The organism is Lentzea flaviverrucosa, from assembly GCF_003350445.1.
Classification (GTDB): domain Bacteria; phylum Actinomycetota; class Actinomycetes; order Mycobacteriales; family Pseudonocardiaceae; genus Lentzea; species Lentzea californiensis.
On the sequence record NZ_QQAU01000006.1, the window covers coordinates 431,687 to 452,917 of the forward strand.

20 protein-coding genes are annotated in these 21,231 nt (G+C 69.9%); 3 read left to right on the forward strand and 17 right to left on the reverse strand.

Annotated features, from left to right (window positions below; genetic code table 11):
* The first annotated feature begins 9 nt into the window (after positions 1-9).
* Together DFR72_RS21800 and DFR72_RS21805 are read left to right on the forward strand one after the other, a co-directional pair.
* Complete coding sequence (locus DFR72_RS21800) at positions 10-552, forward strand: winged helix-turn-helix domain-containing protein (RefSeq protein ID WP_090073850.1); 543 nt, start codon at positions 10-12, stop codon at positions 550-552.
* Positions 549-1,415, forward strand: coding sequence for an SRPBCC family protein (locus DFR72_RS21805; protein ID WP_090073848.1), 867 nt, complete (start codon positions 549-551; stop codon positions 1,413-1,415). Before DFR72_RS21800 ends, DFR72_RS21805 begins: the two co-directional genes overlap by 4 nt.
* A 171-nt stretch (positions 1,416-1,586) precedes the next feature.
* Here the strand turns inward: DFR72_RS21805 and DFR72_RS21810 are convergent, their stop codons facing one another.
* Entirely contained in the window at positions 1,587-2,093 is a 507-nt protein-coding gene (locus DFR72_RS21810) for a YqaA family protein (protein WP_090073846.1), read from the reverse strand.
* Positions 2,094-2,114: 21 nt separating this feature from the next.
* Positions 2,115-2,657 (reverse strand): GNAT family N-acetyltransferase, encoded by a 543-nt coding sequence (locus tag DFR72_RS21815; RefSeq protein WP_090073843.1) that lies wholly within the window; start codon positions 2,655-2,657, stop codon positions 2,115-2,117.
* 70 nt (positions 2,658-2,727) lie between these two features.
* On the opposite strand from DFR72_RS21815, the gene DFR72_RS21820 reads away from it, so the two are divergent.
* Positions 2,728-3,933, forward strand: a complete 1,206-nt coding sequence (locus DFR72_RS21820; protein WP_090073981.1) for a winged helix-turn-helix domain-containing protein — start codon at positions 2,728-2,730, stop codon at positions 3,931-3,933.
* Positions 3,934-3,966: 33 nt separating this feature from the next.
* On the opposite strand, the gene DFR72_RS21825 is transcribed toward DFR72_RS21820, so the two are convergent.
* The 15 genes from DFR72_RS21825 to infB form a co-directional block, all read right to left on the reverse strand.
* Positions 3,967-4,404: a tetratricopeptide repeat protein gene (locus DFR72_RS21825; protein WP_090073842.1), complete on the reverse strand. Its 438-nt coding sequence runs from the start codon at positions 4,402-4,404 to the stop codon at positions 3,967-3,969.
* Positions 4,401-5,138, reverse strand: a complete 738-nt coding sequence (gene dapB / locus DFR72_RS21830; RefSeq protein WP_090073841.1) for a 4-hydroxy-tetrahydrodipicolinate reductase — start codon at positions 5,136-5,138, stop codon at positions 4,401-4,403. Before dapB ends, DFR72_RS21825 begins: the two co-directional genes overlap by 4 nt.
* Entirely contained in the window at positions 5,135-6,427 is a 1,293-nt protein-coding gene (locus DFR72_RS21835) for a M16 family metallopeptidase (protein ID WP_090073979.1), read from the reverse strand. Before DFR72_RS21835 ends, dapB begins: the two co-directional genes overlap by 4 nt.
* Positions 6,428-6,534: 107 nt before the next feature.
* Complete coding sequence (locus tag DFR72_RS21840) at positions 6,535-8,781, reverse strand: polyribonucleotide nucleotidyltransferase (RefSeq protein ID WP_090073839.1); 2,247 nt, start codon at positions 8,779-8,781, stop codon at positions 6,535-6,537.
* Positions 8,782-9,016: 235 nt separating this feature from the next.
* The gene (gene rpsO, locus DFR72_RS21845; RefSeq protein ID WP_045318466.1) at positions 9,017-9,286 is read right to left on the reverse strand and encodes a 30S ribosomal protein S15; all 270 of its coding nucleotides are present in this window, start codon (positions 9,284-9,286) and stop codon (positions 9,017-9,019) included.
* Between the two features lie 287 nt (positions 9,287-9,573).
* Positions 9,574-10,053 carry a helix-turn-helix domain-containing protein gene (locus tag DFR72_RS21850; protein ID WP_090073977.1) on the reverse strand — a complete coding sequence of 160 codons (480 nt, stop codon included), beginning with the start codon at positions 10,051-10,053 and terminating at the stop codon, positions 9,574-9,576.
* An 85-nt stretch (positions 10,054-10,138) separates the two neighbouring features.
* The gene (locus DFR72_RS21855) at positions 10,139-11,071 is read right to left on the reverse strand and encodes a bifunctional riboflavin kinase/FAD synthetase (RefSeq protein ID WP_090073838.1); all 933 of its coding nucleotides are present in this window, start codon (positions 11,069-11,071) and stop codon (positions 10,139-10,141) included.
* 73 nt (positions 11,072-11,144) lie between these two features.
* Entirely contained in the window at positions 11,145-12,032 is an 888-nt protein-coding gene (gene truB / locus DFR72_RS21860) for a tRNA pseudouridine(55) synthase TruB (RefSeq protein WP_090073836.1), read from the reverse strand.
* An 11-nt stretch (positions 12,033-12,043) separates the two neighbouring features.
* A complete protein-coding gene (locus DFR72_RS21865; RefSeq protein ID WP_090073834.1) occupies positions 12,044-13,369 on the reverse strand; it encodes an MFS transporter in 1,326 nt (441 codons plus the stop codon).
* A gap of 99 nt (positions 13,370-13,468) precedes the next feature.
* Complete coding sequence (locus DFR72_RS21870; protein WP_090073832.1) at positions 13,469-14,773, reverse strand: MATE family efflux transporter; 1,305 nt, start codon at positions 14,771-14,773, stop codon at positions 13,469-13,471.
* A 47-nt stretch (positions 14,774-14,820) separates the two neighbouring features.
* Entirely contained in the window at positions 14,821-15,954 is a 1,134-nt protein-coding gene (locus DFR72_RS21875; protein ID WP_090073829.1) for an ROK family transcriptional regulator, read from the reverse strand.
* Positions 15,951-16,937: a DHH family phosphoesterase gene (locus DFR72_RS21880; RefSeq protein WP_090073827.1), complete on the reverse strand. Its 987-nt coding sequence runs from the start codon at positions 16,935-16,937 to the stop codon at positions 15,951-15,953. The genes DFR72_RS21875 and DFR72_RS21880 overlap by 4 nt, the downstream gene beginning before the upstream one ends.
* Positions 16,938-17,104: 167 nt before the next feature.
* Positions 17,105-17,554 carry a 30S ribosome-binding factor RbfA gene (gene rbfA / locus DFR72_RS21885; RefSeq protein WP_090073825.1) on the reverse strand — a complete coding sequence of 150 codons (450 nt, stop codon included), beginning with the start codon at positions 17,552-17,554 and terminating at the stop codon, positions 17,105-17,107.
* 13 nt (positions 17,555-17,567) lie between these two features.
* Positions 17,568-17,864 (reverse strand): DUF503 domain-containing protein, encoded by a 297-nt coding sequence (locus DFR72_RS21890; protein WP_090073823.1) that lies wholly within the window; start codon positions 17,862-17,864, stop codon positions 17,568-17,570.
* 70 nt (positions 17,865-17,934) lie between these two features.
* Positions 17,935-21,159 carry a translation initiation factor IF-2 gene (gene infB, locus DFR72_RS21895; protein ID WP_114773725.1) on the reverse strand — a complete coding sequence of 1,075 codons (3,225 nt, stop codon included), beginning with the start codon at positions 21,157-21,159 and terminating at the stop codon, positions 17,935-17,937.
* Positions 21,160-21,231: the final 72 nt, after the last annotated feature.

Genomic DNA, 21,231 nt, shown 5'->3' on the forward strand with positions numbered 1-21,231 from the left:
TTTTTTGCGATGAGAGACGTGATCTATCTGGACCGGATGGAGCAGGCCGAGACCCTGCTCAAACCGCAGCGCGTGGAGGTGCTGCGGCAGCTCGCCGCACCGAGCTCGTGCACCGAGGTCGCCGAGGTGCTCGACCAGACGCCGCAACGCGTGCACTACCACGTCAAACAGCTGGTCAAGGCCGGTCTGGCGACCCAGGTGTCGGAACGGAAGGTGCGCGGCGTCCAGGAAGGCCTCTACCAGGCCGTGGCGCGGTCGTACTGGCTGTCGCCGCGACTGGTCGGCCGGATCGGGTCGCGCGACGAGCTGGCGCTGGGCCACCTCGTCGACCTCGCCGAGCAGATCCAGGTCGACGTGGCGGCACTGGACCGGTCGAGCGAGCTGCCGTCCATCGGCGTGTCCGGCGAGATCCGGGTGCTGCCGGAGGAACGGCAGCAGTTCCTGACCGAGCTGCAGACGACGTTGCAGGACCTCTTCACCCGATACGGCGGCGCGGAAGGGGATGCGTTCCGCATCGCGCTCGCCTGCTACCCCAAAGGAGAAGACCGATGAGCACCGGAACCGTCCGCGTCCGCACGTCCGCGCCCGCCGAGAGGATCTACCGGGCGTTGACGACGGCCGACGACCTGCGGGTGTGGCTGGCCGAGCACGCGCACGTGGACCTGGAGCGCGGCGAGTACGAGTTCTGGGGACGCCACACGCCGGAGGGCGAACGCGGCCGGCAGAAGCTGCTGGGCTTCGACGACAGGTCGGTGCGCTACTCGTGGTTCCTGTACGGCACCGAGTACGCGGTCGAGCTCGGCGTCGAGGAACGCGACGGCGAGACGGTCATCGCGGCGACGCAGTCCCCTTACCCGGAGTGGGGCGACGGCAAGGAGGAGTCGGAGATCCTGCTGACGTTCTGGCCGTTGGTGCTGGGCAACCTGGTCGAGCACGTCGAAGGCCGGCCGGTGCTGGGGTTCTGCGACTTCACGTCGCCCGAGCAGCGGTTCGAGTTCGACATCGCGGCGTCGCCGGCGGCCATCGTCGACGCGCTGACCGATCCCGCGGTGTTCGCGCGGTGGTTCGGGGCCCGCATGGAGATCGAGCCGCACGTCGGCGGCCGGTGGGCGATGGGAAGCCTTGCGGAGGAGGAGAACCCCGCGAAGGTCATCGCACTCGACGAGTCGAACTTCGCGCTGGAGTTCCCCGGCGGGATGGTGTCGTCCTGGGAGCTGGAGGGCTCAGAGGGCAAGACGCGGCTGACGTTCGTGCAGAGCGGCTTCGACACGGCGAACCCGCCCTACGGGCCGTGGATGGGCTGGCTCAGCGGGTTCGCGGACCTGCGCCGCATGCTGGAGCTGCCCGGCTGGCGCCCGATGTGGCACTCGTACGACATCCCCGGCGTACCCGACGGAGTACTCGTTCTCGAATAAACAGGCGTGAAACGGGCGGGTGAGAGTTAGATCATTCGGCTCTCACCCGTTTGCGCCTGGCTTTCGTCGGCGACGGCTCGATAACTTCGGCGTCGTGCTCGAGTCAGCGCGAATCGTCGTGGCCGCAGTCCTGATCGCCTTCTCCGTGACGGCGTCGATCTTGTTCACCTACTAGAACCACGCCATCACGACGGCCGGTGAGGCCGCGAGGAAGCTGAACCTCGCGAAGCGGCCCACCAGGCCGGTGGCGACGAACATCGTCGTGGACATGCCCGCGAGCCCGGCCAGCACGCTCGTCGCCATGAACGGCGGCACCCCGACCAGTGCGCTCACCCCGTGCGTGCCGGCCATCCAGTTCGGGTGCGCCTTGCACTTCACGTGGATCCAGTCGCCCCAGCGGTGCAGGCGCGTGCCGGGACCGAACCAGCGGCTGAGCTTCGACGGCTTGTCGCTCGGTTTGCGGTGCAGGAACTTCGGCAGGTGGATGTCGCCGCGCGCCGCGTAGAAGTACAGGAGCTTGCCCAGCACCTGGCCGACGGCCACGGCGAGGCCGACGATCCAGAACGAGACGTCCGGCCAGCGCACGCAGAGTCCCAGGACGAACATCTCGATGCTGATCAGGGGAACGACGGCCGAGCCGAACGCGACCCCAAAGGTGAGGCCGACGAGGGCGAGCACCTGGCCGAGGTTACACAGATCTCAGTCCGCGAGTCGGACCTCGAGCGGACCGGACACCCGGACCTCGCGCAACGGACGCCCGCCTGCGTCCAACGTGCGCACCGTGCCATCACCCGTCCAGCCCAGTCGCTCGTAGAAGTTCCGCGACGCCTTGTCGGCCTCGGGCACCCAGGCGATGCCCCGCGTCGCGCCCGTTTCGCCGAGCCTCCGCACCGCCTCCGCGACGAGCCGCGTGCCGTGCCCGCGACGGCCCCAGCGCGGTTCCACGAGGACGCTGAGCAGCGCGGTGGTGGCGGCGTCCTCCGGCAGCGAACCGTCCGCCTTGGCGACTTCCTCGTCCGGGGCCTTGCTGGCCACGACGAACCCGACGACCCACTCCCCCTCGGTCGCCTTGAGCACCGCACCGCTCTGGACGGCCAGCGCCCAGGCCTCGTCGGTGTCGAGCGCCTCGAGGACTTCGGGCGGCAGCAGTTCGGCGTAGGCGAGCCGCCACGTCTCCCGATGGATGCGGACGATCTCCGAAAGATCAGCAGCGGTGGCGGTGTGCACGCCGGCGTCGGCCATAAACGCAGCCTATCGACGCCGTGTCGCGGAATTGTCAGGGGTGCGTGGCACCATCGGCGACGTGCAGAGCATGAGTGCGGACGTGGCCCGTCGAATCGCCCTGAGCGCCCAGGGTTTCACCGACCTGCGGCCGTCCGCGGCCACCCGCAGGCACCTGCAGCGCGTCCTGTCCCGCGTGCAGCTGCTGCAGATCGACTCGGTGAACGTGGCCGTGCGCGCGCACTACATGCCGTTGTTCTCCCGCCTCGGCTCCTACGAGCCCACCCTGCTGGACGAGGCGGCGTGGACGCACTCCGTGCGCAAGCCCCGCCTGCTCGTGGAGACGTGGGCGCACGAGGCCTCCCTGGTGCCGGTGGCCGACTGGCCGCTGTTCCACTCCGGCGCCAAGAAGCGCGGCTGGTGGCAGAACTACCAGACGATCCTGGAACGCTCACCGCAGCTGGTCGACGACGTGCTCGCCGCCGTGAAGGAGCTGGGCCCGATCGGTGCCGGTGCCCTGGAGAAGGCCCTCATGGGCGACCGGGGCCGCGCGAAGGGCCCGTGGTGGGACTGGTCCGAGGTCAAGCGCATCTGCGAGGTCCTCTTCGGCGTGGGCGTCCTGACGACCGGCACCCGCCGTTCGTTCGAGCGCCTCTACGACCTGACCGAGCGCGTCATCCCGGCCGACGTCCTGGCGCAGAAGTGGACGGCCGACTCGGGTGCGCGCGAGCTGGTGCTGCGTTCCGCGGTCGCTCTCGGCGTGGCGACCGAACCCGACCTGCGCGACTACTACCGGCTCGACCCGCGCCGTTCGCAGGCCGCGGTGGCGTCGCTGGTGGAGGACGGAGTCCTGGAGCCGGTGGCGGTCGAGGGCTGGAAGGCCGTCGGTTACCGCCACGTCGAGGCGAAGGCCCCGCGCCGGGTGGCCGGGCGTGCCCTGCTGTGCCCGTTCGACCCGCTGATCTGGGAGCGGGCGCGGACCGAGCGCATCTTCGGCTTCCGGTACCGCATCGAGATCTACGTGCCGGAGCCTCGCCGGGTGCACGGGTACTACGTGTTCCCGTTCCTGCTGGACGGTGCGCTCGTGGCGCGCGTGGACATCAAGGCCGACCGTGCCGCCGGGGTGCTGCGGGTGCAGTCGGCGTGGGCCGAGGAGGGCGTGGACCGGCCGCGGGTGGCGGTGGAGCTCGCCGCGGAGCTGCGGCACATGGCCGACTGGCTCGGGCTGGAGGACGTGCTGGTGGTGCAGAAGGGCGACCTGGCGGCGGAGCTGATCGCGGCCGTGCTCACCGCATAGCGAAAACCCCAGGCCAGCGGCCTGGGGTTGTGTTCACGCGTGCAGCTCGATGGCCTTGCGCATGGTCTCGCGCGCCCGCCCGCGGTCCCCCGCGACGTCGTACGCGTAGGCGAGCCGGAACCAGGCCCGCCAGTCCTCCGGCGAGGCCTCGACCTCGGCCCGCCGCTCCTCGAACCACGAGTCCGCGGCAGCCCGGTCCACCCGGCCGGACGGCCGGCGCGGCAGGTGCGAGACGTCCGGCAGCAGGCCGTCGGCATCGAGCTCACGGGCCATCTTCTCGGTCTCCCAGCCGAAACGCAGGTTGGAGTACACGAGCCAGACCCCGAGCAACGGCAGGATCAGCACACCGACGCCGAGCAGGACCCCGACCACCTCACCGGTCTGCAGCAAAGCCACAGCCCGGCCGGTGAGCAGGACGAAGTAGACCGCGAGAGCCGCGATCAGCACCCCGACGGTGATGCGGACCTTCACAGGTCGAGGTACTTGTCGAGGCCGACGGCGAGTCCGGGGCGACCGACGATCTCCCGCACGCCCAGCACCACGCCGGGCATGAAAGAGGTGCGGTGCAACGAGTCCTGGCGGATGGTCAGGGTCTCGCTCTCGCCACCGAACACGACCTCCTGGTGCGCGATCATCCCGGAGATCCGCAGCGAGTGGACCCGCACACCGTCGACGGCGGCGCCACGGGCACCAGGCTCTTCCTGCGTCGTCGCGTCGGGCATCGGGGCCATGCCCTCCCGCGCGGCGGCGATCAGGCGCGCGGTGTGGGCGGCCGTGCCCGAGGGGGCGTCGGCCTTGCGCGGGTGGTGCAGCTCGATGATCTCGGCCGACTCGTAGTAGCGGGCGGCGATCTCCGAGAAGCGCATCAGCAGGACGGCACCGATGCCGAAGTTCGGCGCCACCAGCACGCCAACGTCCGGACGGTCCGCGAGCAGCGCCGCGACCGCGTCCAGCTTGGCCTGGTCGAAACCGGAAGTGCCGACCACGCAATGGATTCCGTTGGCGACGCAGAACTCCAGGTTCCCCATCACCACGTCGGGGTGCGTGAAGTCGACGACGACCTGCACACCGGCGTCGACGAGCGCGGACAGCGGGTCGTCGGCGTCGATCGCCGCCACGACCTCCATGTCCTTCGCGGCCTCGACCGCGCGGACCACCTCGGAACCCATGCGGCCCCGCGCGCCGAGAACTCCGACGCGAATCATGCAATCACCTCGTGTACCTGGTCCGGCAGATCGTCGGCGTGATCGTAAGGGCCCACCACCGCCGCGGCGACGGGCCTGCGCAGCAGCTCACGTGCGAGCAACGCCACTTCGTCGGACGTGACCGCGTCGATGCGCGCGAGGGTCGCCTCGACGCTGAGGTGGTCGCCGTAGTTCAGTTCGGACTTGCCGATGCGCGACATCCGGGAACTGGTGTCCTCCAGGCCCAGGACGAGCGCACCGCGCAGCTGCCCCTTGCCGCGCGCCACTTCCGCGTCCGACAGGCTGCCGCGGGCGACGTCCACGAGCACCTCGCGGATGACGCCGGCGGTCTCTCCCAGCCTGTCCGGCTGGCAGCCCGCGTAGACGGAGAACGTGCCGGTGTCCGCGTAGAGGCCGACCGACGAGTACACCTGGTACGCCAGGCCGCGCCGCTCGCGCACCTCCTGAAACAGCCGGGAGCTCATGCCGCCGCCGATGGCCGCGTTCAGCACGTTCAACGCGAAGCGGCGCTCGTCGTGGCGGTCGAGACCGCGCATGCCGAGCATCATGTGCGCCTGCTCGGTGTCGTCGGTGTGCAGCACCAGCTTGCGGGCGTCGGCGATGCGCGCGCGACCCGCTCGTGGCGCCACCGCGCTGCCCTCCCGCGACAGCCGGTCGCCGACGGCCTTGCGCACCAGCCGCATCACGTGCGTGTGCTCGATGTTGCCGGCGACGGAGAACACCATGCGCGGCAACGTGTAGCGCTTCTTGTAGAACGAGTAGAGCGCATCCCGTTCCATGTCCTGAATGGACTTCTCGGTGCCGAGAACCGGGCGCCCCAACGCATGCCCGCCGAAGATCGCCTCGATGAACGCGTCGTGCAGCAGGTCCTCGGGGTCGTCGTCGCGCATCGCGATCTCCTCGAGCACGACACCGCGTTCGGTCTCGAAGTCGCGCGGACCGCAGATCGCCTCGAACACCACGTCCGCCACCAGGTCCACCGCCAACGGCAGGTCCTCGTCGAGGACGTGCGCGTAGTAGCAGGTGTGCTCCTTCGCGGTGAACGCGTTCAGCTCGCCGCCGACCGCGTCGATCTCCTCCGCGATGGCCGCCGCCGTCCGCCGCGCGGTTCCCTTGAACAGCAGGTGTTCCAGGTAGTGCGCGGCACCCGCGACCTCGGGCCGTTCGTCACGGGACCCGACCTGCACCCACAGTCCGACCGAGGCGGACCGCACGCCGGGGATGCGCTCGGTGATGACCCGCAGGCCCGAGGGCAGCATGCTGCGCCGCACCTCGGACCCGGCGGACATCTCGAGCACCCGCGTGCTGCCCGGGCGCTGGAGGTGCCCGGGAGTTCCGGTACGCGGACGGCCGCGGGTGGATGCACCCGCGGCCGTCACGTTGTTGTCAGTCGTGCTCACTGCGCGGGAGCCGCCTCAGTGGCCTCGGTGGCCTCGACGGCCTCCGGGGCGTCAGCCGGCTTCGCGGCGTCGTCCTCGTTCACGACGACGAGGCTGATCTTGCCGCGCTGGTCGATGTCGGCGATCTCGACGCGGAGCTTGTCGCCGACCTTGACGACGTCCTCGACCTTCGCGATGCGCTTGCCGTTGCCCAGCTTCGAGATGTGGACGAGGCCGTCCTTGCCGGGCAGCAGCGAGACGAACGCGCCGAACGCGGCCGTCTTCACCACGGTGCCCAGGAAGCGCTCGCCGACCTTCGGCAGCTGCGGGTTCGCGATCGCGTTGATCATGCCGATCGCGGCCTCGGCCGAGGGGCCGTCCGCCGCACCGACGTAGATCGTGCCGTCGTCCTCGATGGAGATGTCGGCACCGGTCTGCTCGGTGATCGAGTTGATCATCTTGCCCTTCGGGCCGATGACCTCGCCGATCTTGTCGGTCGGGATCTTGACCGACGTCACGCGCGGAGCGAAGGCGCTCATCTCGTCCGGGTCGGAGATGGCCTCGGCCATGACCTCCAGGATGGTGTAGCGCGCGTCGCGGGCCTGGCCCAGCGCCGCCGCCAGCACCTCGGACGGGATGCCGTCGAGCTTCGTGTCGAGCTGCAGAGCCGTCACGAACTCCTTGGTGCCCGCGACCTTGAAGTCCATGTCGCCGAACGCGTCCTCGGCACCGAGGATGTCGGTCAGCGCCACGTAGCGGGTCTCACCGTCGACCTCGTCGGACACGAGACCCATCGCGATGCCGGAGACCGGCGCCTTCAGCGGGACACCCGCGTTGAGCAGCGACAGCGTCGAGGCGCAGACGGAGCCCATGGACGTCGAGCCGTTGGAGCTCAGCGCCTCGGACACCTGGCGGATCGCGTAGGGGAACTCCTCGCGCTTGGGCAGCACGGGCATGATCGCCCGCTCGGCCAGCGCGCCGTGGCCGATCTCGCGGCGCTTCGGCGAACCCACGCGGCCGGTCTCACCGGTCGAGTAGGGCGGGAAGTTGTAGTGGTGCAGGTAGCGCTTGTGCGTCTCCGGGGCGAGCGAGTCGATCTGCTGCTCCATGCGCAGCATGTTCAGCGTGGTGACACCCAGGATCTGGGTCTCGCCGCGCTCGAACAGCGCCGAACCGTGCGTCCGCGGGATCACGGCCACCTCGGCACCGAGGTCGCGGATGTCCGTGAGGCCACGGCCGTCGATGCGGACCTTGTCGCGCAGGATGCGCTGGCGCACGAGCTTCTTGGTCAGCGAGCGGAACGCGGCGCCGACCTCCTTCTCGCGACCCTCGAACTGCTCGGCCAGCTTCTCCAGCGTGGCGGCCTTGATCTCGTCCAGCTTGGACTCGCGCTCGGCCTTGCCCGCGATGGTCAGCGCCTGGGCGAGCTCGCCGGAAGCGGAGCCCTCGACGGCCTCGAACGCGTCGGCCTGGTAGGCCGGGTACGTCGGGTAGTCGCCGGTGGCCTTCGCGGCGACCTGGGCGAGCTGCGCCTGGGCCTCGCAGAGGACCTTGATGAACGGCTTCGCGGCCTCGAGGCCCGCGGCCACGACCTCTTCGGTCGGGGCGGTGGCGCCCTCGGCGATCATGTCGATCACGTTGTCGGTGGCCTCGGCCTCGACCATCATGATCGCGACGTCACCGGACTCGACCACGCGGCCCGCGACGACCATGTCGAACACGGCCTTCTCGAGCTGCTCGTAGGTCGGGAACGCGACCCACTGGCCCTCGATCAGAGCGACGCGGACGCCACCGATCGGGCCGGAGAACGGCAGACCCGCGAGCTGCGTCGACGCGGACGCGGCGTTGATCGCCACGACGTCGTACAGGTCCTTCGGGTTCAGGCTCATCACCGTGATGACGACCTGGATCTCGTTGCGCAGGCCGTCCACGAAGGACGGGCGCAGCGGACGGTCGATCAGGCGGCAGGTGAGGATGGCGTCCGTGCTGGGACGGCCCTCACGCCGGAAGAACGAGCCGGGGATGCGGCCCGCGGCGTACATGCGCTCCTCGACGTCCACCGTGAGGGGGAAGAAGTCGAAGTGCTCCTTGGGGTGCTTCGACGCCGTCGTGGCGCTCAGAAGCATGGTCTCGTCGTCCAGGTACGCCACCACGCTGCCGGCGGCCTGACGCGCGAGGCGCCCGGTCTCGAAGCGGATGGAGCGCGAGCCGAACTTGCCGTTGTCGATAACGGCAGTCGCCTCGTGGACCTCGATGTCCGTCATTTACTTGTTACTCCTCGTCTTTTGGACACCGCACACGCGATTTGACGAGGCCGGTCTTCGATCGAAGTCCCCTGGGGCGTTTCCACCAGGAGGCCACTACCGAGGACCGGCGCGGAAACTTGCTTCGCGCGTTGCGGGTCCTGATGTTTCGTTCCTCTTTGCAACCAGGGATCTGTATACACCCGGTTGTACGCCGAGGGGGAGTGACCGGCCGGTCACTCCCCCTCGGCAAGTATCACCTGCGCAGACCGAGGCGCTGGATCAGCGCGCGGTAGCGGTTGATGTCCACCTTGGTCAAGTAGTTCAGCAGACGGCGGCGACGGCCGACCATCAGCAGAAGACCACGGCGAGAGTGGTGGTCGTGCTTGTGCTGCTTCAGGTGCTCCGTGAGGTCAGCGATGCGCTTGCTCAGCAGGGCCACCTGCGCCTCGGTCGAGCCGGTGTCCGAGTCATGCAGACCGTACTCACCGAGGATGGACTTCTTCTGATCCGTGGACAGTGCCACTAGGTACTTCTCCTACTTGTTCAGGTCCGTGCGGCCCCACGCCCGCCGAATTGCTGGCCGGGGGTAGCCGGTACTGGCCGCCACGGACCGCAGCCAGACCCAACTGCGAAGGCTATCAGGCACTGTGCTCAGCGGCGCGCTGACGTGCGCAACCCCACCCGATCAAACGGGTGGATGGGGCCATCGGCGCTGCTCACGAGCCAGCGTGAGGTGCGTGCCCATTGTGCTGCGCACCCGCTGTCAGTGCCAACCCAATTAAATGGAGGTGAATTCCCGCCTGCGGAAATTCACCTGCTGGCGGCCCGGATGGCGCGGCGGAGCAGCTCCGCGATCGCCGGGAAGTCCTCGTGCAGCAGGTCCGCTGCCTGCTGGAGTTCGACGCGGTCCGCGACGCGGCGCAGCACCGGGTACGCGACGCTCTCGTCCCCGTTGACCGGAAACGAGTCGCGCGACACCGTCGGCTTGGACTCGCGCACGTCGTCGAGCGCGCGCTGCAACGCCTCCGGCGCCCCGGTCGCCACGTCCGGCGTGAGGACCTTGCGCTCCAGCATGATCATCCGAGCGAGCACGGACGGGTTGCCGATCTTGGCGCGACGACCGCTCATGACCTGGCTCAGCATCGGCGCGCTGATCCCGAGCACGTCCGCGAGCTGAGCCTGGGACACGTTGAAAGCCACGACCAACCGGCGCACGCGGTCACCCAGCGGCTCCCCGTACCACTCCCGTTGCAGGGCGAGGTTGCGCTGAACGATCTTGTGGTCCTCCACCTTGGCCTCTCCGGTAGCCATCAAGTCCGACCCGCATCCTGCCAGGCCGCGGACGTGCAGACGCCCGCTTCGCCCAATCTGACGGTCACGACTCGGTCAGCAGTTCCCTCGTTCGGTCTACATCTCGATGCATTTGTTCGAGCAGGGCTTCGACGGAGTCGTACTTCTCCATCTCACGCAGCCTGTCGACGAAGTCGACGGCCACGCGCTGGCCGTAGTAGTCCTCGTCCACGTCCAGCACGAACGCCTCCACGCGGCGCTCACGGCCGGAGAACGTCGGGTTGGTCCCCACCGACACGGCGGCCTTGAGCGTCTTTTCCTTGGCGTCGGTGAACCAGCACGCGTAGATGCCGTCCGCCGGCACCGCCGCGAACTTGGGCGTGGACAGGTTGGCGGTCGGGAACCCGAGGTCCTTGCCGCGCCCGTCGCCCTTGACGACGATGCCCTCGAGCCGGTGCGGCCGGCCCAGCGCCTCGGCCGCCGCCTTCACGTCGCCGGCGTCGATGCACGCCCGGATGTAGGTCGACGAGTACGTCACGTCGTCTGCGGACACCAGATCAGCCCCCTCGGTCACGAATCCGAACCGCTGCCCGAGCTGGCGCAGCATCGCGACGTTACCGGCCGCCTTGTGCCCGAAGCTGAAGTTCTCCCCCACCACGACAGCCGCGGCGTGCAGCTTCTCGACCAGCACCTCGTGGACGAACTGGTCCGCGGGCATCCGGCTGGTCTCGAGGCTGAACGGCACCACCACGAAGTGGTCCACCCCCAGCTGCTCGACCAGCTCCGCCCGCCGCCGCAGCGTGGTGAGCTGCGCGGGGTGGCTGCCGGGCCGCACCACCTCGGACGGGTGGGGGTCGAAGGTCATCAGCACGCTCGGCAGGCCGCGCTCGCGCGCGAGCTCGACGGCTCGGCCGATGAGGGCCTGGTGGCCTTTGTGGACACCGTCGAACACACCGATGGTGACGACGCAGCGGCCCCAGCCGCCGGGAAGGTGGTCTAGTCCGCGCCAGCGTTGCACGGTGATCAGCCTACGGCTCCGGCCCCGCCGGGTGCCCGCGCGCCTCACAAGCGGTCCGGACTCGGGCACGGCGTCACTCGGCCGGGCTCAGGACCACCACGGGCTTGCACGCGGCGCCCTCGTCCTTGACGAGCGCGATCACGTGCCCGTCCGGCCCGAACACCCCGTAGGTGCCGTCGATCCCGCCGGCGCGCAGCCGCTGCCCGTGCGACAGCGCCGAAGCCTCGTTCGGGTCGATCTCGCGGCGCGGGAACGCCGTGGCGACCGCGGAGTCCAGGTCGAGCGACAGGCCGGGCGTCTCCTCCAGCTGCGCCAGCGTCTTGGCCACGCGGAGGTCGAACGGCCCGACCCTCGTGCGCCGCAACGCCCCGAGGTGCCCGCCGACGCCGAGCGCGGCGCCCAGGTCGCGGGCCAGCGCGCGCACGTAGGTGCCGGACGAGCACTCGACCATCACGTCGAGCAGCACCGTCTTGTCCTCACGGCGCGTGAACAGCACGTCGAACCGATGCACGGTCACCGGCCGTGCGGGGATCTCGACTTCTTCACCGGCACGCACGCGGGCGTAGGCGCGCTTGCCGTCGATCTTCACCGCGGAGACGGACGACGGCACCTGCTGGATCGGGCCGGTCAGCTTCGCGATCTCGGCGGCGACGGCGTCGTCCGCGACACCGGAGGCGTCCTCAGTGGACAGCACCTCGCCCTCGGCGTCGTCCGTGGTGGTGGACGAGCCGAGCACGATCGTCGCGAGGTAGGCCTTGCTGTCGAGGGCGAGGTGGCCCAGGAGCTTCGTCGCGCGCTCGATGCCGAGCACGAGCACGCCGGTCGCCATCGGGTCGAGCGTGCCGGCGTGGCCGACCTTGCGGGTGCCGAGGATCCTGCGCACACGCGCCACCACGTCGTGCGAGGTCATGCCGTCCGGCTTGTCGACGACGACCAGGCCCGGTGCAACAGAGGGTTTCACGGCGACAGAGCTTAAGCGACGTTCAGAGCGTCCCAACGGCGACGCCGGATCTGCACCGGCACCGCCTCCCCGCGCTCCTCCGCCTCGAACACCGCGGCACGCGCCCGGCGCCACCAGACGAGCATCCGCCAGCTGCCCAGCACGAGCACCAGCACGCAGAAGCTGAACGCCACGCGGAACGCCAGAACAGGCGCCAGCACGCCTTCTACGAGGTCCAGCAGGACACCGACGCCCAGCGCGGTCACGGTCACCGCGAGGAAGCCGCCGACGTTGACCAGCCCGCTCGCGGTGGACTGCCGGTGCGACGGGTTGTAGTCGCGGGCGAGAGCGAACGCCACGCCCGAGATCGGCCCGCCGACGGTGAGCACGAGGAACACCACGGCGATGACCGGCGTCGGCACGTGCCCGCCAGGCCACAGCAGCAGCACGCCCCACCCGGTGAACGCGAACGCCAGGAAACCGACCGAGATCGGCATGCGCCACTCGGGGTTGCGCGAGAACAACCCGCCGATGACCGGGCTCGCCACGATCGCGCCGATGACGAGCAGCCCGAGCGTGGAGGACGCGGCGCGCGGCGACATCCCCTGCGCCTGCACGAGGTACGGGTATCCCCACAGCAGACCGATGACGGCGGGCGTCGACATGGTGCTGAAGTGCGCCCAGAACCCGAGCCGGGTGCCGGGCACGCTCCACGCCTGCCGCACCTTCGGCCAGATCTTCTTGAACGGCACGACTTCCGGCTTCGGCGCGGTGAACCCCGCAGGAACGTCACGCACCCGCAGGAACGCCACGACCGAGTAGAGCGCGGTCACGCCGCCCGCGATGAGGAACGCCCACGTCCACCCGATCGAGCCGAGCATGAGCGTCAACGGCACCGTGGCGACGAGGTTGCCGACGCCGCCGATCGCGGCCGTGACCGCGACGACGAGCGAGTACTGGCGCGGCGGGAAGTGCGTCGCGACGAGGCGGATCACGCTGATGAACGTCATCGCGTCACCCATGCCCAGCACGGCCCGTGCGGTGAGTCCGAGCGCGTAGGAGTCGGCGACGGCGAAGAGCACCTGGCCGGTGCCCATGAGCAGGGCGGCGACGGTGAGCACCCGGCGCGGCCCGTAGCGGTCGACGAGCAGGCCGGTGGGGATCTGCATGAGGGCGTAGACACCGATCTGCAGCACGGTGAACACACCGAGCTGAGCGGGTCCGAGCCCGAAGCGTTCGCTCGCCTCCAACCCGGCCACGCCGAGCGTGGTGCGGTGGAACAGGGCGGCGAAGTAGACGAAGACGGCGGTGGTCCAGATCAGCCACGACTTCCGGGTGGCGCGATCGACCGGCGGCAAGGCGGCACTCTCCCAAGCTGGAGGTAGGCGGATATTAGTTACATCGCCTAAACAACCTTCTTGGTAACGATTTCATGCCGTGAGTTCGGCCACAGGGACCTAACGGACCGCGCCCTCGACCGCCCAGTTCCCCGACCGCGTGCGCCACACCACCGCCACGAGCCGCAGCACCATGAACGCCGACAGTCCCGTCCAGATGCCGGCGAGCCCCCACTCGAACGCGTACGAGGCCCACACCAGTGGCAGGAACCCGATCACCGCCGAACCGAGCGTCGCCGTCCTCATGAACTTCACGTCGCCGGCACCCAGCAGCACCCCGTCCAACGCGAACACCACACCCGCGATCGGTTGCAGCGCGACGAAGAACCACCACGCGTTCGGGATCTCGCCGAGCACGCCGGCGTCCGTCGTGAACGCCCGCGGCAGCACGGTGTACAGCGCCGCGAACACCATCCCGAGCCCGATGCCGAACACCAGTCCGTACCGCGTGATCTGCCAGGCGAGCTTCTCCGCCTCACGGCGCCTCGACGCTCCCAGTGCCGCGCCGACGAGCGACTGCGCCGCGATCGCCAGCGAGTCGAGCACGAGCGCGAGGAACGTCCACAGCTGCAACACGACCTGATGCGCACCCAACGCGCCGACGGACGTCCGTGCCGCCACGGAGGCCGCGCTGATGAAGCACGCCTGGAACGCGAGGCTCCGCAACACCAGATCGCGCCCCATGCCGAGCTGCGCGCGCATGGCCGTCCACTGCGGCTTCAACGACACGTGTTCCGCGAACAGCGCCTTGAAGAACAGCCCGGCCGAGAGCACCTGCGCCACGACGTTCGCGATCGCGGATCCCTCAAGCCCCCAGCCCGCGCCGTAGACGAGCGCGGGACACAGCACCGCGCTGATGCCGTTGCCGATCAGGATGTACTTGAGCGGCCGCTTGGTCTCCTGGACACCGCGCATCCACCCGTTGCCGGCCATCGTGACGAGGATGAACGGCGCACCGAACAACGCGATGCGCACCCACTCCACCGCCGCGTCCGCCACGGCTCCGGGCCCGGCGAGCAGCTCCGCCAGCGGCCGCGCGAACAGCTGCCCCAGAAGCACCACGAGCACACCGGCGGCCAGCGCCAGCCACGTCGCCTGCACGCCCTCCTCGACGGCCTCCTGGCGCCGCCCAGCCCCGTGCAACCGAGCCGTGCGCGCCGTCGTGCCGTACGAGAGGAACGTCAGCTGCGTCGACACCTGCGTGAGCAACACACCGCCGAGGGCCAGCCCAGCGAGCGGCAGCGCCCCAAGATGCCCCACGACCGCCGTGTCGACGAGCACGTACAACGGCTCGGCCGCCAGCACCCCGAGAGCGGGTACCGCCAGCCCGATCACCCGCCGAGCGGGAACCCGATCCTCCACCAGACGAACCTAAGTGCTGACAGGCACCGCCGTGCGGTGACGGCGGCCACTCACGATCGTTGGGGCAACCCGAACACCTGCTCGCGCGCCACGGCCAGGGCCGAGTGCAGCGCACCCGCCCGCACCGGGTTCGCGGTGATCTGCGCGAGGTGCACCGGCGTCCGCGGCACGACCAGCTTCAGCAACTCGGCCGCCACCAGCTCGCACAACGTCTCGCCGCCCGCGTGCGCCACCGCACCGGACAGCAGCACCAGTTCGGGGTCGAGCACGCACACGACGTTCGCCAGCCCGAGCGCGATCCGGTGCGCCAGCGCCGTGAGGAACGCACGCCCCTCGGTCCCGGCGTTCAACGCGTGCGCCACGGCTTCCAGCCCGGACGACTCGGTGATGCCGTGCTCGGCCGCGAGCGCCACGATCGCCTCGCTGTCGACCTGGTCTCCGTAGCGCCCGCCGGGCACCTGCATCGAGTCGATCTCACCCGCGCCGCCCGTGACGCCACGCAGCAGCGTGCCGTTGACCACGACCGCCGAGCCGATCTCGTCCGCGGGCCAGAACAGCACGAAGTTGCGCACCCCGGCCGCCCGGCCGGAGCTCATCTCCTCCAGCGCGGCGAGGTTGATGTCGTTCTCGATCGACACCGACGTGCCGAGCAGCTCGCGCAACGTCGACGGCAGGTCGACGGCGGAAAGGCCGGGCAGGTGCGGCGCGAACCCGAGGTGGCCGGTGGCCGGGTCGACCGCGCCCGGCGTGCCGACGACGACGTGCGACAACGCGTCGAGCGTCAGCCCGGCCAGCGCCGCCGTCTTCTGCACCGTCTCCCGGAAGATCCGGAGGGTGTTCTCCTTGGGCATCGGCGCGCTGTGCTCCGCCAGCAGCGACCCGGTGATGTCCGCGATCGCCACGTCGATCAGCTCGGGCGACAACGCCACCGCCGCCACGTAGCCGACGCCACCGTTGACGGCCCACATCTGCGCCCGAGGGCCGCGCCCACCGCCACGCAACCCGGTGCGGACGACCATGCCGTCCTCTTCGAGCCGTGCCAGCAACTGGGCGGTGGCGGGCTTGGACAGCCCGATCACTTCTTCCAGCTCGGCCCGCGTCATCGCCCCGCTGCGCAGCAGGGTCTCGATCGCGGCCCGGTCGTTGATCTCCCGCAGCAGCCGCGGGCTTCCTGTCCGTGTCATGACCCCACCCGCTCCAACGCGCCCTTGAGCGCGGCGACGACCTGCTCCGCGGCCCCCTCGAACGTGAACCCGGCCGCCAGCCGGTGCCCGCCGCCCCCGAGGACCTGCGCCACCTCACGAACGTCGACCCTGCTCACGGCCCGCAGCGACACGGACCAGAACCCGGGCTTGAGCTCCTTCAACACGGCCGCGACCTCGGCCTCGGAGGCGGAGCGCACCACGTCGATCACGCTCTCCACCTCTTCGCTACGCACTCCGTGAGCGTCCTCGATGCTCACGACCGCGTGCGCGAGCCCCAAGCCGTGCGCCGCCTTCTGGTCAAGCTCCGCCTTGGCCAGCACGCGCGACAACATGCCGAGGTACGCGAACGGATGTGCGTCCATCAACGGCCGCGTAACGGCATACGCGTCCACTCCGGTCTCCAGCAGCCGCGCGGCCGTGTGGTGCGCCTCGGGTCCTGCCTTCCGGAAGCCACCGGTGTCCGTCACGAGCCCGGCGTAGATGCACCGCGCGATCGGCTCGTCGACCTCGGCGTCCATCTCGTCGAGCAGCTTGAGTGCGATGAGCGCCGTGGCCTCGGCGTGCTCGTCGATGCAGTGCAAAGTCCCGTACCGCGTGTTCGACACGTGGTGGTCGACGACGATGACGGGCCCACGGCAGTTCGCGACGCGGTTCTTCAGCGGCCCGAGCCGTTCCAGGCTGCCCGTGTCCATGACGACCAGCAGTTCCGGCGCTTCGGGCACCTCGTCGCGGTGGACGAGCAGCCCGGCGGTGTCCAGCGCCTTCAGGCTCTCGGGCACGGCCTCCGGGTCGCCGAACGCCACCCGCACCGCCACACCTCGCCGGTGCAGCGCGAGTCCCACCGCCAAAGCACTCCCGAGCGTGTCAGCGTCGGGATTGATGTGACTCAGCAAGGTCACATCGCGGGCGCCGGCCAGTAACCGCGCGGCCTCGGCAATGGTCGTGCTCAGGTCGTCTGCCACAGGGAGACGTTAGCCGTTAACCGTCTCGATGTGCTGTGCGGCACCCTCAGACAAGACAGTTTCCATCCAATTCCGGCGCCTGTGGACGCCGTGGGCCGCCGGCGAAAACCAAAGGGCGGACACGATCACCGTGTCCGCCCCTGATCACAAAAAGCCTGACGAGAAACTCAGTCCTCGTCGTCGTCCTCACGAGGCGCCTTGTACGGGTCGGCCTCCCCGGCGGGAGTCGCCCCCGCCGACCGCCGAGCCACTTCGGCATCGGCAGCCTGAGCCTTGGCGAGCAGCTCTTCCATCTTCCGTGCCTCGTCCGGCACGGTGTCGGTCATGAACGTCAGCGTGGGCGTGAAGCGGACCCCGGTCTGTGCTCCGACCATGGACCGGAGCACACCCTTGGCGCTCTCCAGGGCCAGTGCGGCGCCGACGTAGTCGGGCTCCACGTTCAGACGCTCACCGAGCACCGTGTAGTAGATGGTCGCGTCGTGCAGATCCCCGGTCACCTTGGTGTCGGTGATCGTGACCCGAGCCAGCCGCGGATCCTTGACCTCGTGCTCCAAAGCCGAAGCGACGATCTGCGAGATCCGCTTGGCGAGCTTGCGGGCACGTGCCGTGTCGGCCACGAGCCTCCCCTTCCTAGTCGTCCTCCGGCCCGACGAAACGCGTCCGGGCGGAGAGCAATTCAAGTTCAGGTCGTCCCGCGACCAGCCTTTCACAGCCGGCGAGGACGTCCCTGACGTGCTCCAAGTCGGCGGCGACCGCCGCCACACCGATCAAGCTGCGCCGATGCAGGTCCAGGTGACCGGCCTCGGAGACAGCGACCTCGAAACGCTTGCGCAGTTCGGCCACGAGGGGCCGGACGACCGAGCGCTTCTCCTTCAACGAGTGGACGTCGCCCAGAAGCACGTCCAATTCCAGAGCACCCACGTACATGGGCGAGATCCTCCAGAAGAAAAGGGTGCGGAGCCACCGGTTAAACGGCTCCGCACCCTTCACCTACCGACTAGGCGCGCGGCTTCTCGCGCATCTCGAAGGTCTCGATGATGTCTTCCAGCTTGAGGTCGCTGTAGTTGCCGAGCGTGAGACCACACTCGAAACCTTCGCGAACCTCGGTGGCGTCGTCCTTGAACCGCTTGAGCGAGCTGATCGGGAGGTTCTCCGCGATCACCTTGCCGTCACGGAGCAGGCGAGCCCTGGCGTTGCGACGGATCTCGCCCGACAGGACCATGCAACCCGCGATCGTGCCGACCTTGGAGGACTTGAAGACGTCGCGGACCTCGGCGCGGCCGAGCTGGACCTCTTCGTACTCCGGCTTGAGGAGACCCTTGAGGGCCGCCTCGATCTCGTCGATCGCCGAGTAGATGACCGTGTAGTAACGGACGTCCACACCCTCGCGGTTCGCGAGCTCGGTCGCCTTGCCCTCGGCCCGGACGTTGAAGCCCATGACGATGGCGGAACCGGCCACGGCGAGGTTGATGTCGCCTTCGGTGATGCCACCGACACCGCGGTGGATCACGCGCAGCTCGACGTCGTCGCCGACCTCGATCTTCATGAGCGCGTCCTCGAGGGCCTCGACGGTACCCGAGTTGTCACCCTTGATGATCAAGGTGAGAGCGCTGGTTTCCTTGAGCGCTGCGTCCAGGTCTTCCAGGCTGACGCGCTTGCGCTTCGCCGCGTTGGCGGCGTTGCGGGTGCGGGCCTGACGACGCTCGGCGATCTGGCGGGCGACGCGGTCCTCGTCGACGACGAGGAACGAGTCACCGGCGCGCGGCACCGAGGTCAGACCGATGACCTGCACCGGACGCGACGGGGTCGCGACGATGACGTCATCGCCGTGCTCGTCGACCATGCGGCGGACGCGACCGTAAGCGTCACCCGCGACGATCGAGGAACCCACGCGCAGCGAACCGCGCTGGACGAGCACCGTGGCGACCGGACCGCGACCGCGGTCGAGGTGCGCCTCGATCGCGACACCCTGGGCCTCCATGTCCGGGTTGGCCCGGAGGTCCAGCGAGGCGTCGGCGGTCAACAGGATGGCCTCGAGGAGGCTGTCGATGTTGATGCCCTGCTTCGCGGAGATGTCGACGAACATCGTGTCGCCGCCATACTCCTCGGCGACCAGTCCGTACTCGGTGAGCTGCTGGCGGATCTTGGAGGGGTTCGCACCCTCCTTGTCGATCTTGTTGACCGCGACCACGATCGGCGCCTGAGCGGCCTGCGCGTGGTTGATCGCCTCGACCGTCTGCGGCATCACGCCGTCGTCAGCGGCGACGACGATGACCGCGATGTCGGTCGCGTTCGCACCACGAGCACGCATGGCGGTGAACGCCTCGTGACCCGGGGTGTCGATGAAGGTGATGAGCCGCGGGTTGCCCTCGAGCTCGGTCTGCACCTGGTACGCACCGATGTGCTGCGTGATGCCACCGGCCTCGCCCTCGGCCACCTTCGCCTTGCGGATGGTGTCGAGCAGGCGGGTCTTACCGTGGTCGACGTGACCCATGACGGTCACGACCGGCGGACGGATCTGCAGGTCGTCCTCACCGCCGGCGTCCTCGCCGTAGGTGATGTCGAACGTCTCGAGCAGCTCGCGGTCCTCCTCCTCGGGGGACACGACCTGCACGACGTAGTTCATCTCGGTGCCGAGCAGCTCCAAGATCTCGTCGGACACCGACTGGGTCGCCGTGACCATCTCGCCCAGGTGGAAGAGCACCTGCACGAGCGACGCCGGGTTGGCGTTGATCTTGTCGGCGAAGTCGGTCAGCGAGGCACCGCGCGGAAGGCGGATCGTCTCGCCACTGCCCTTGGGCAGGCGGACGCCACCGACCGAAGGCGCCTGCATGTTGTCCATGTACTCCTGGCGCTTCTGCCGCTTGGACTTGCGTCCACGACGCGCCGGACCACCCGGACGACCGAAGGCACCAGCGGTACCGCCGCGACCAGCACCACCGCCGCCGGGACGACCGCGGAAACCGCCGCCACCACCGGCAGGGGCACCGCCGCCTGCGCCGCCGCCACCGCCGGGACGGAAGCCGCCACCGCCGCCACCGCCGCCACCACCGGGACGGAAGCCACCGCCACCGCCACCGCCGCCACCGGGACGGAAGCCGCCACCGGCACCGCCGGCACCGCCGCCGCCTCCGCGGAAGCCGCCGCCACCGCCGCCGCCCCCACCGGGACGACCGCCGCCACCGCCGCCACCACCGGGACGGCCACCGCCGCCACCGCCGGGACCAGGCCTGTTACCGGCCGGACGGTTGCCCGGCATCATGCCGGGGTTCGGCCGCGGGGGCATGTTGCCCGGGTTGGGGCGAGGACCGCCCTGACCGGGGCCACCGGGACGAGGACCGCCCTGACCGGGGCCGGGACGACCGCCACCCTGTGCGGCAGCCGGACGCTGACCGCCCTGACCGGGCGCACCGCTCGGACGGGGGTTCGCCGGACGCGGGTCGCCGGGCTTCGCTCCACCTGCGGGGCGGTCGCCGCCCTGCTCGGGGCGCGGGCCGGGACGGGGTCCGGGACGCGGCGACGGAGCGTTGCCGCCACCGACGCCGAAGGGGTTGTTGCCCGGACGCGGGGCACGCGGGCCCGCAGACTTGGGAGCCTGCGTGCGCGGCGGCACCACGGACTGGGGCTGTGCACCAGCGGACGCGGCCGGGGCCTGCGGCTGCTGGGGCTGTTGAGGCTGCTGCTGCGGAGCCGGAGCAGGAGCCGGGGCCGGGCGCGGGCCCGGACGCGGACCACTGCCCGGCTTGGAGCCGGCAGCAGGGGCAGCCTTGGGCGCGGCCGGAGCCTGCGCGGCAGGAGCTGCCGGAGCCTCGGACTGCACGGGTGCCGGTGCGGGCGCCGCGGGGGCGGCCGGAGCCTGCGCGGCAGGAGCTGCCGGTGCGGGCTTCGGGGCCGGCGGGCGCGGGGCGGCCGGACGAGGTCCGGGCATGCCCTTGGCCGCAGCGGGCTTGTTGTCGTCGGCCGCCGGCTTGGCGTCCGCCGGTGCGGCGGGCGCTGCGGCGGCAGCGGGTGCGGGTGCCTTCGGCTTCGGAGCGGACGGCTTGGGAGCCGGCTTCGAGGACTTGGCTTCGTAGGCGTCACGAAGCCGCCGGGCCACGGGGGCCTCGACGGTCGAGGACGCGGACTTCACGTACTCGCCCTGTTCGGCGAGCTTGTTGAGAACTTCCTTGCTCGTAACACCGAGCTCTTTTGCGAGCTCATGCACGCGGGCCTTGCCTGCCACTGCTCTCCTAGGTCGTGAGGCCGGCGGGCAAGTCCCATCGACCTCGTCTTAACGTCGCGCGTTCATGTCTTC

Coding starts and splice junctions, on each gene's coding strand:
- DFR72_RS21800 (WP_090073850.1), top strand. CDS start 10: ATGAGAGACGTGATCTATCTGGACCGGATGGAGCAGGCCGAGACCCTG.
- DFR72_RS21835 (WP_090073979.1), bottom strand. CDS start 6,427: ATGTCCGCCGGGTCCGAGGTGCGGCGCAGCATGCTGCCCTCGGGCCTG.
- dapB (WP_090073841.1), bottom strand. CDS start 5,138: ATGATTCGCGTCGGAGTTCTCGGCGCGCGGGGCCGCATGGGTTCCGAG.
- DFR72_RS21805 (WP_090073848.1), top strand. CDS start 549: ATGAGCACCGGAACCGTCCGCGTCCGCACGTCCGCGCCCGCCGAGAGG.
- DFR72_RS21820 (WP_090073981.1), top strand. CDS start 2,728: ATGAGTGCGGACGTGGCCCGTCGAATCGCCCTGAGCGCCCAGGGTTTC.
- DFR72_RS21815 (WP_090073843.1), bottom strand. CDS start 2,657: ATGGCCGACGCCGGCGTGCACACCGCCACCGCTGCTGATCTTTCGGAG.
- DFR72_RS21875 (WP_090073829.1), bottom strand. CDS start 15,954: ATGACACGGACAGGAAGCCCGCGGCTGCTGCGGGAGATCAACGACCGG.
- DFR72_RS21890 (WP_090073823.1), bottom strand. CDS start 17,864: ATGTACGTGGGTGCTCTGGAATTGGACGTGCTTCTGGGCGACGTCCAC.
- DFR72_RS21840 (WP_090073839.1), bottom strand. CDS start 8,781: ATGACGGACATCGAGGTCCACGAGGCGACTGCCGTTATCGACAACGGC.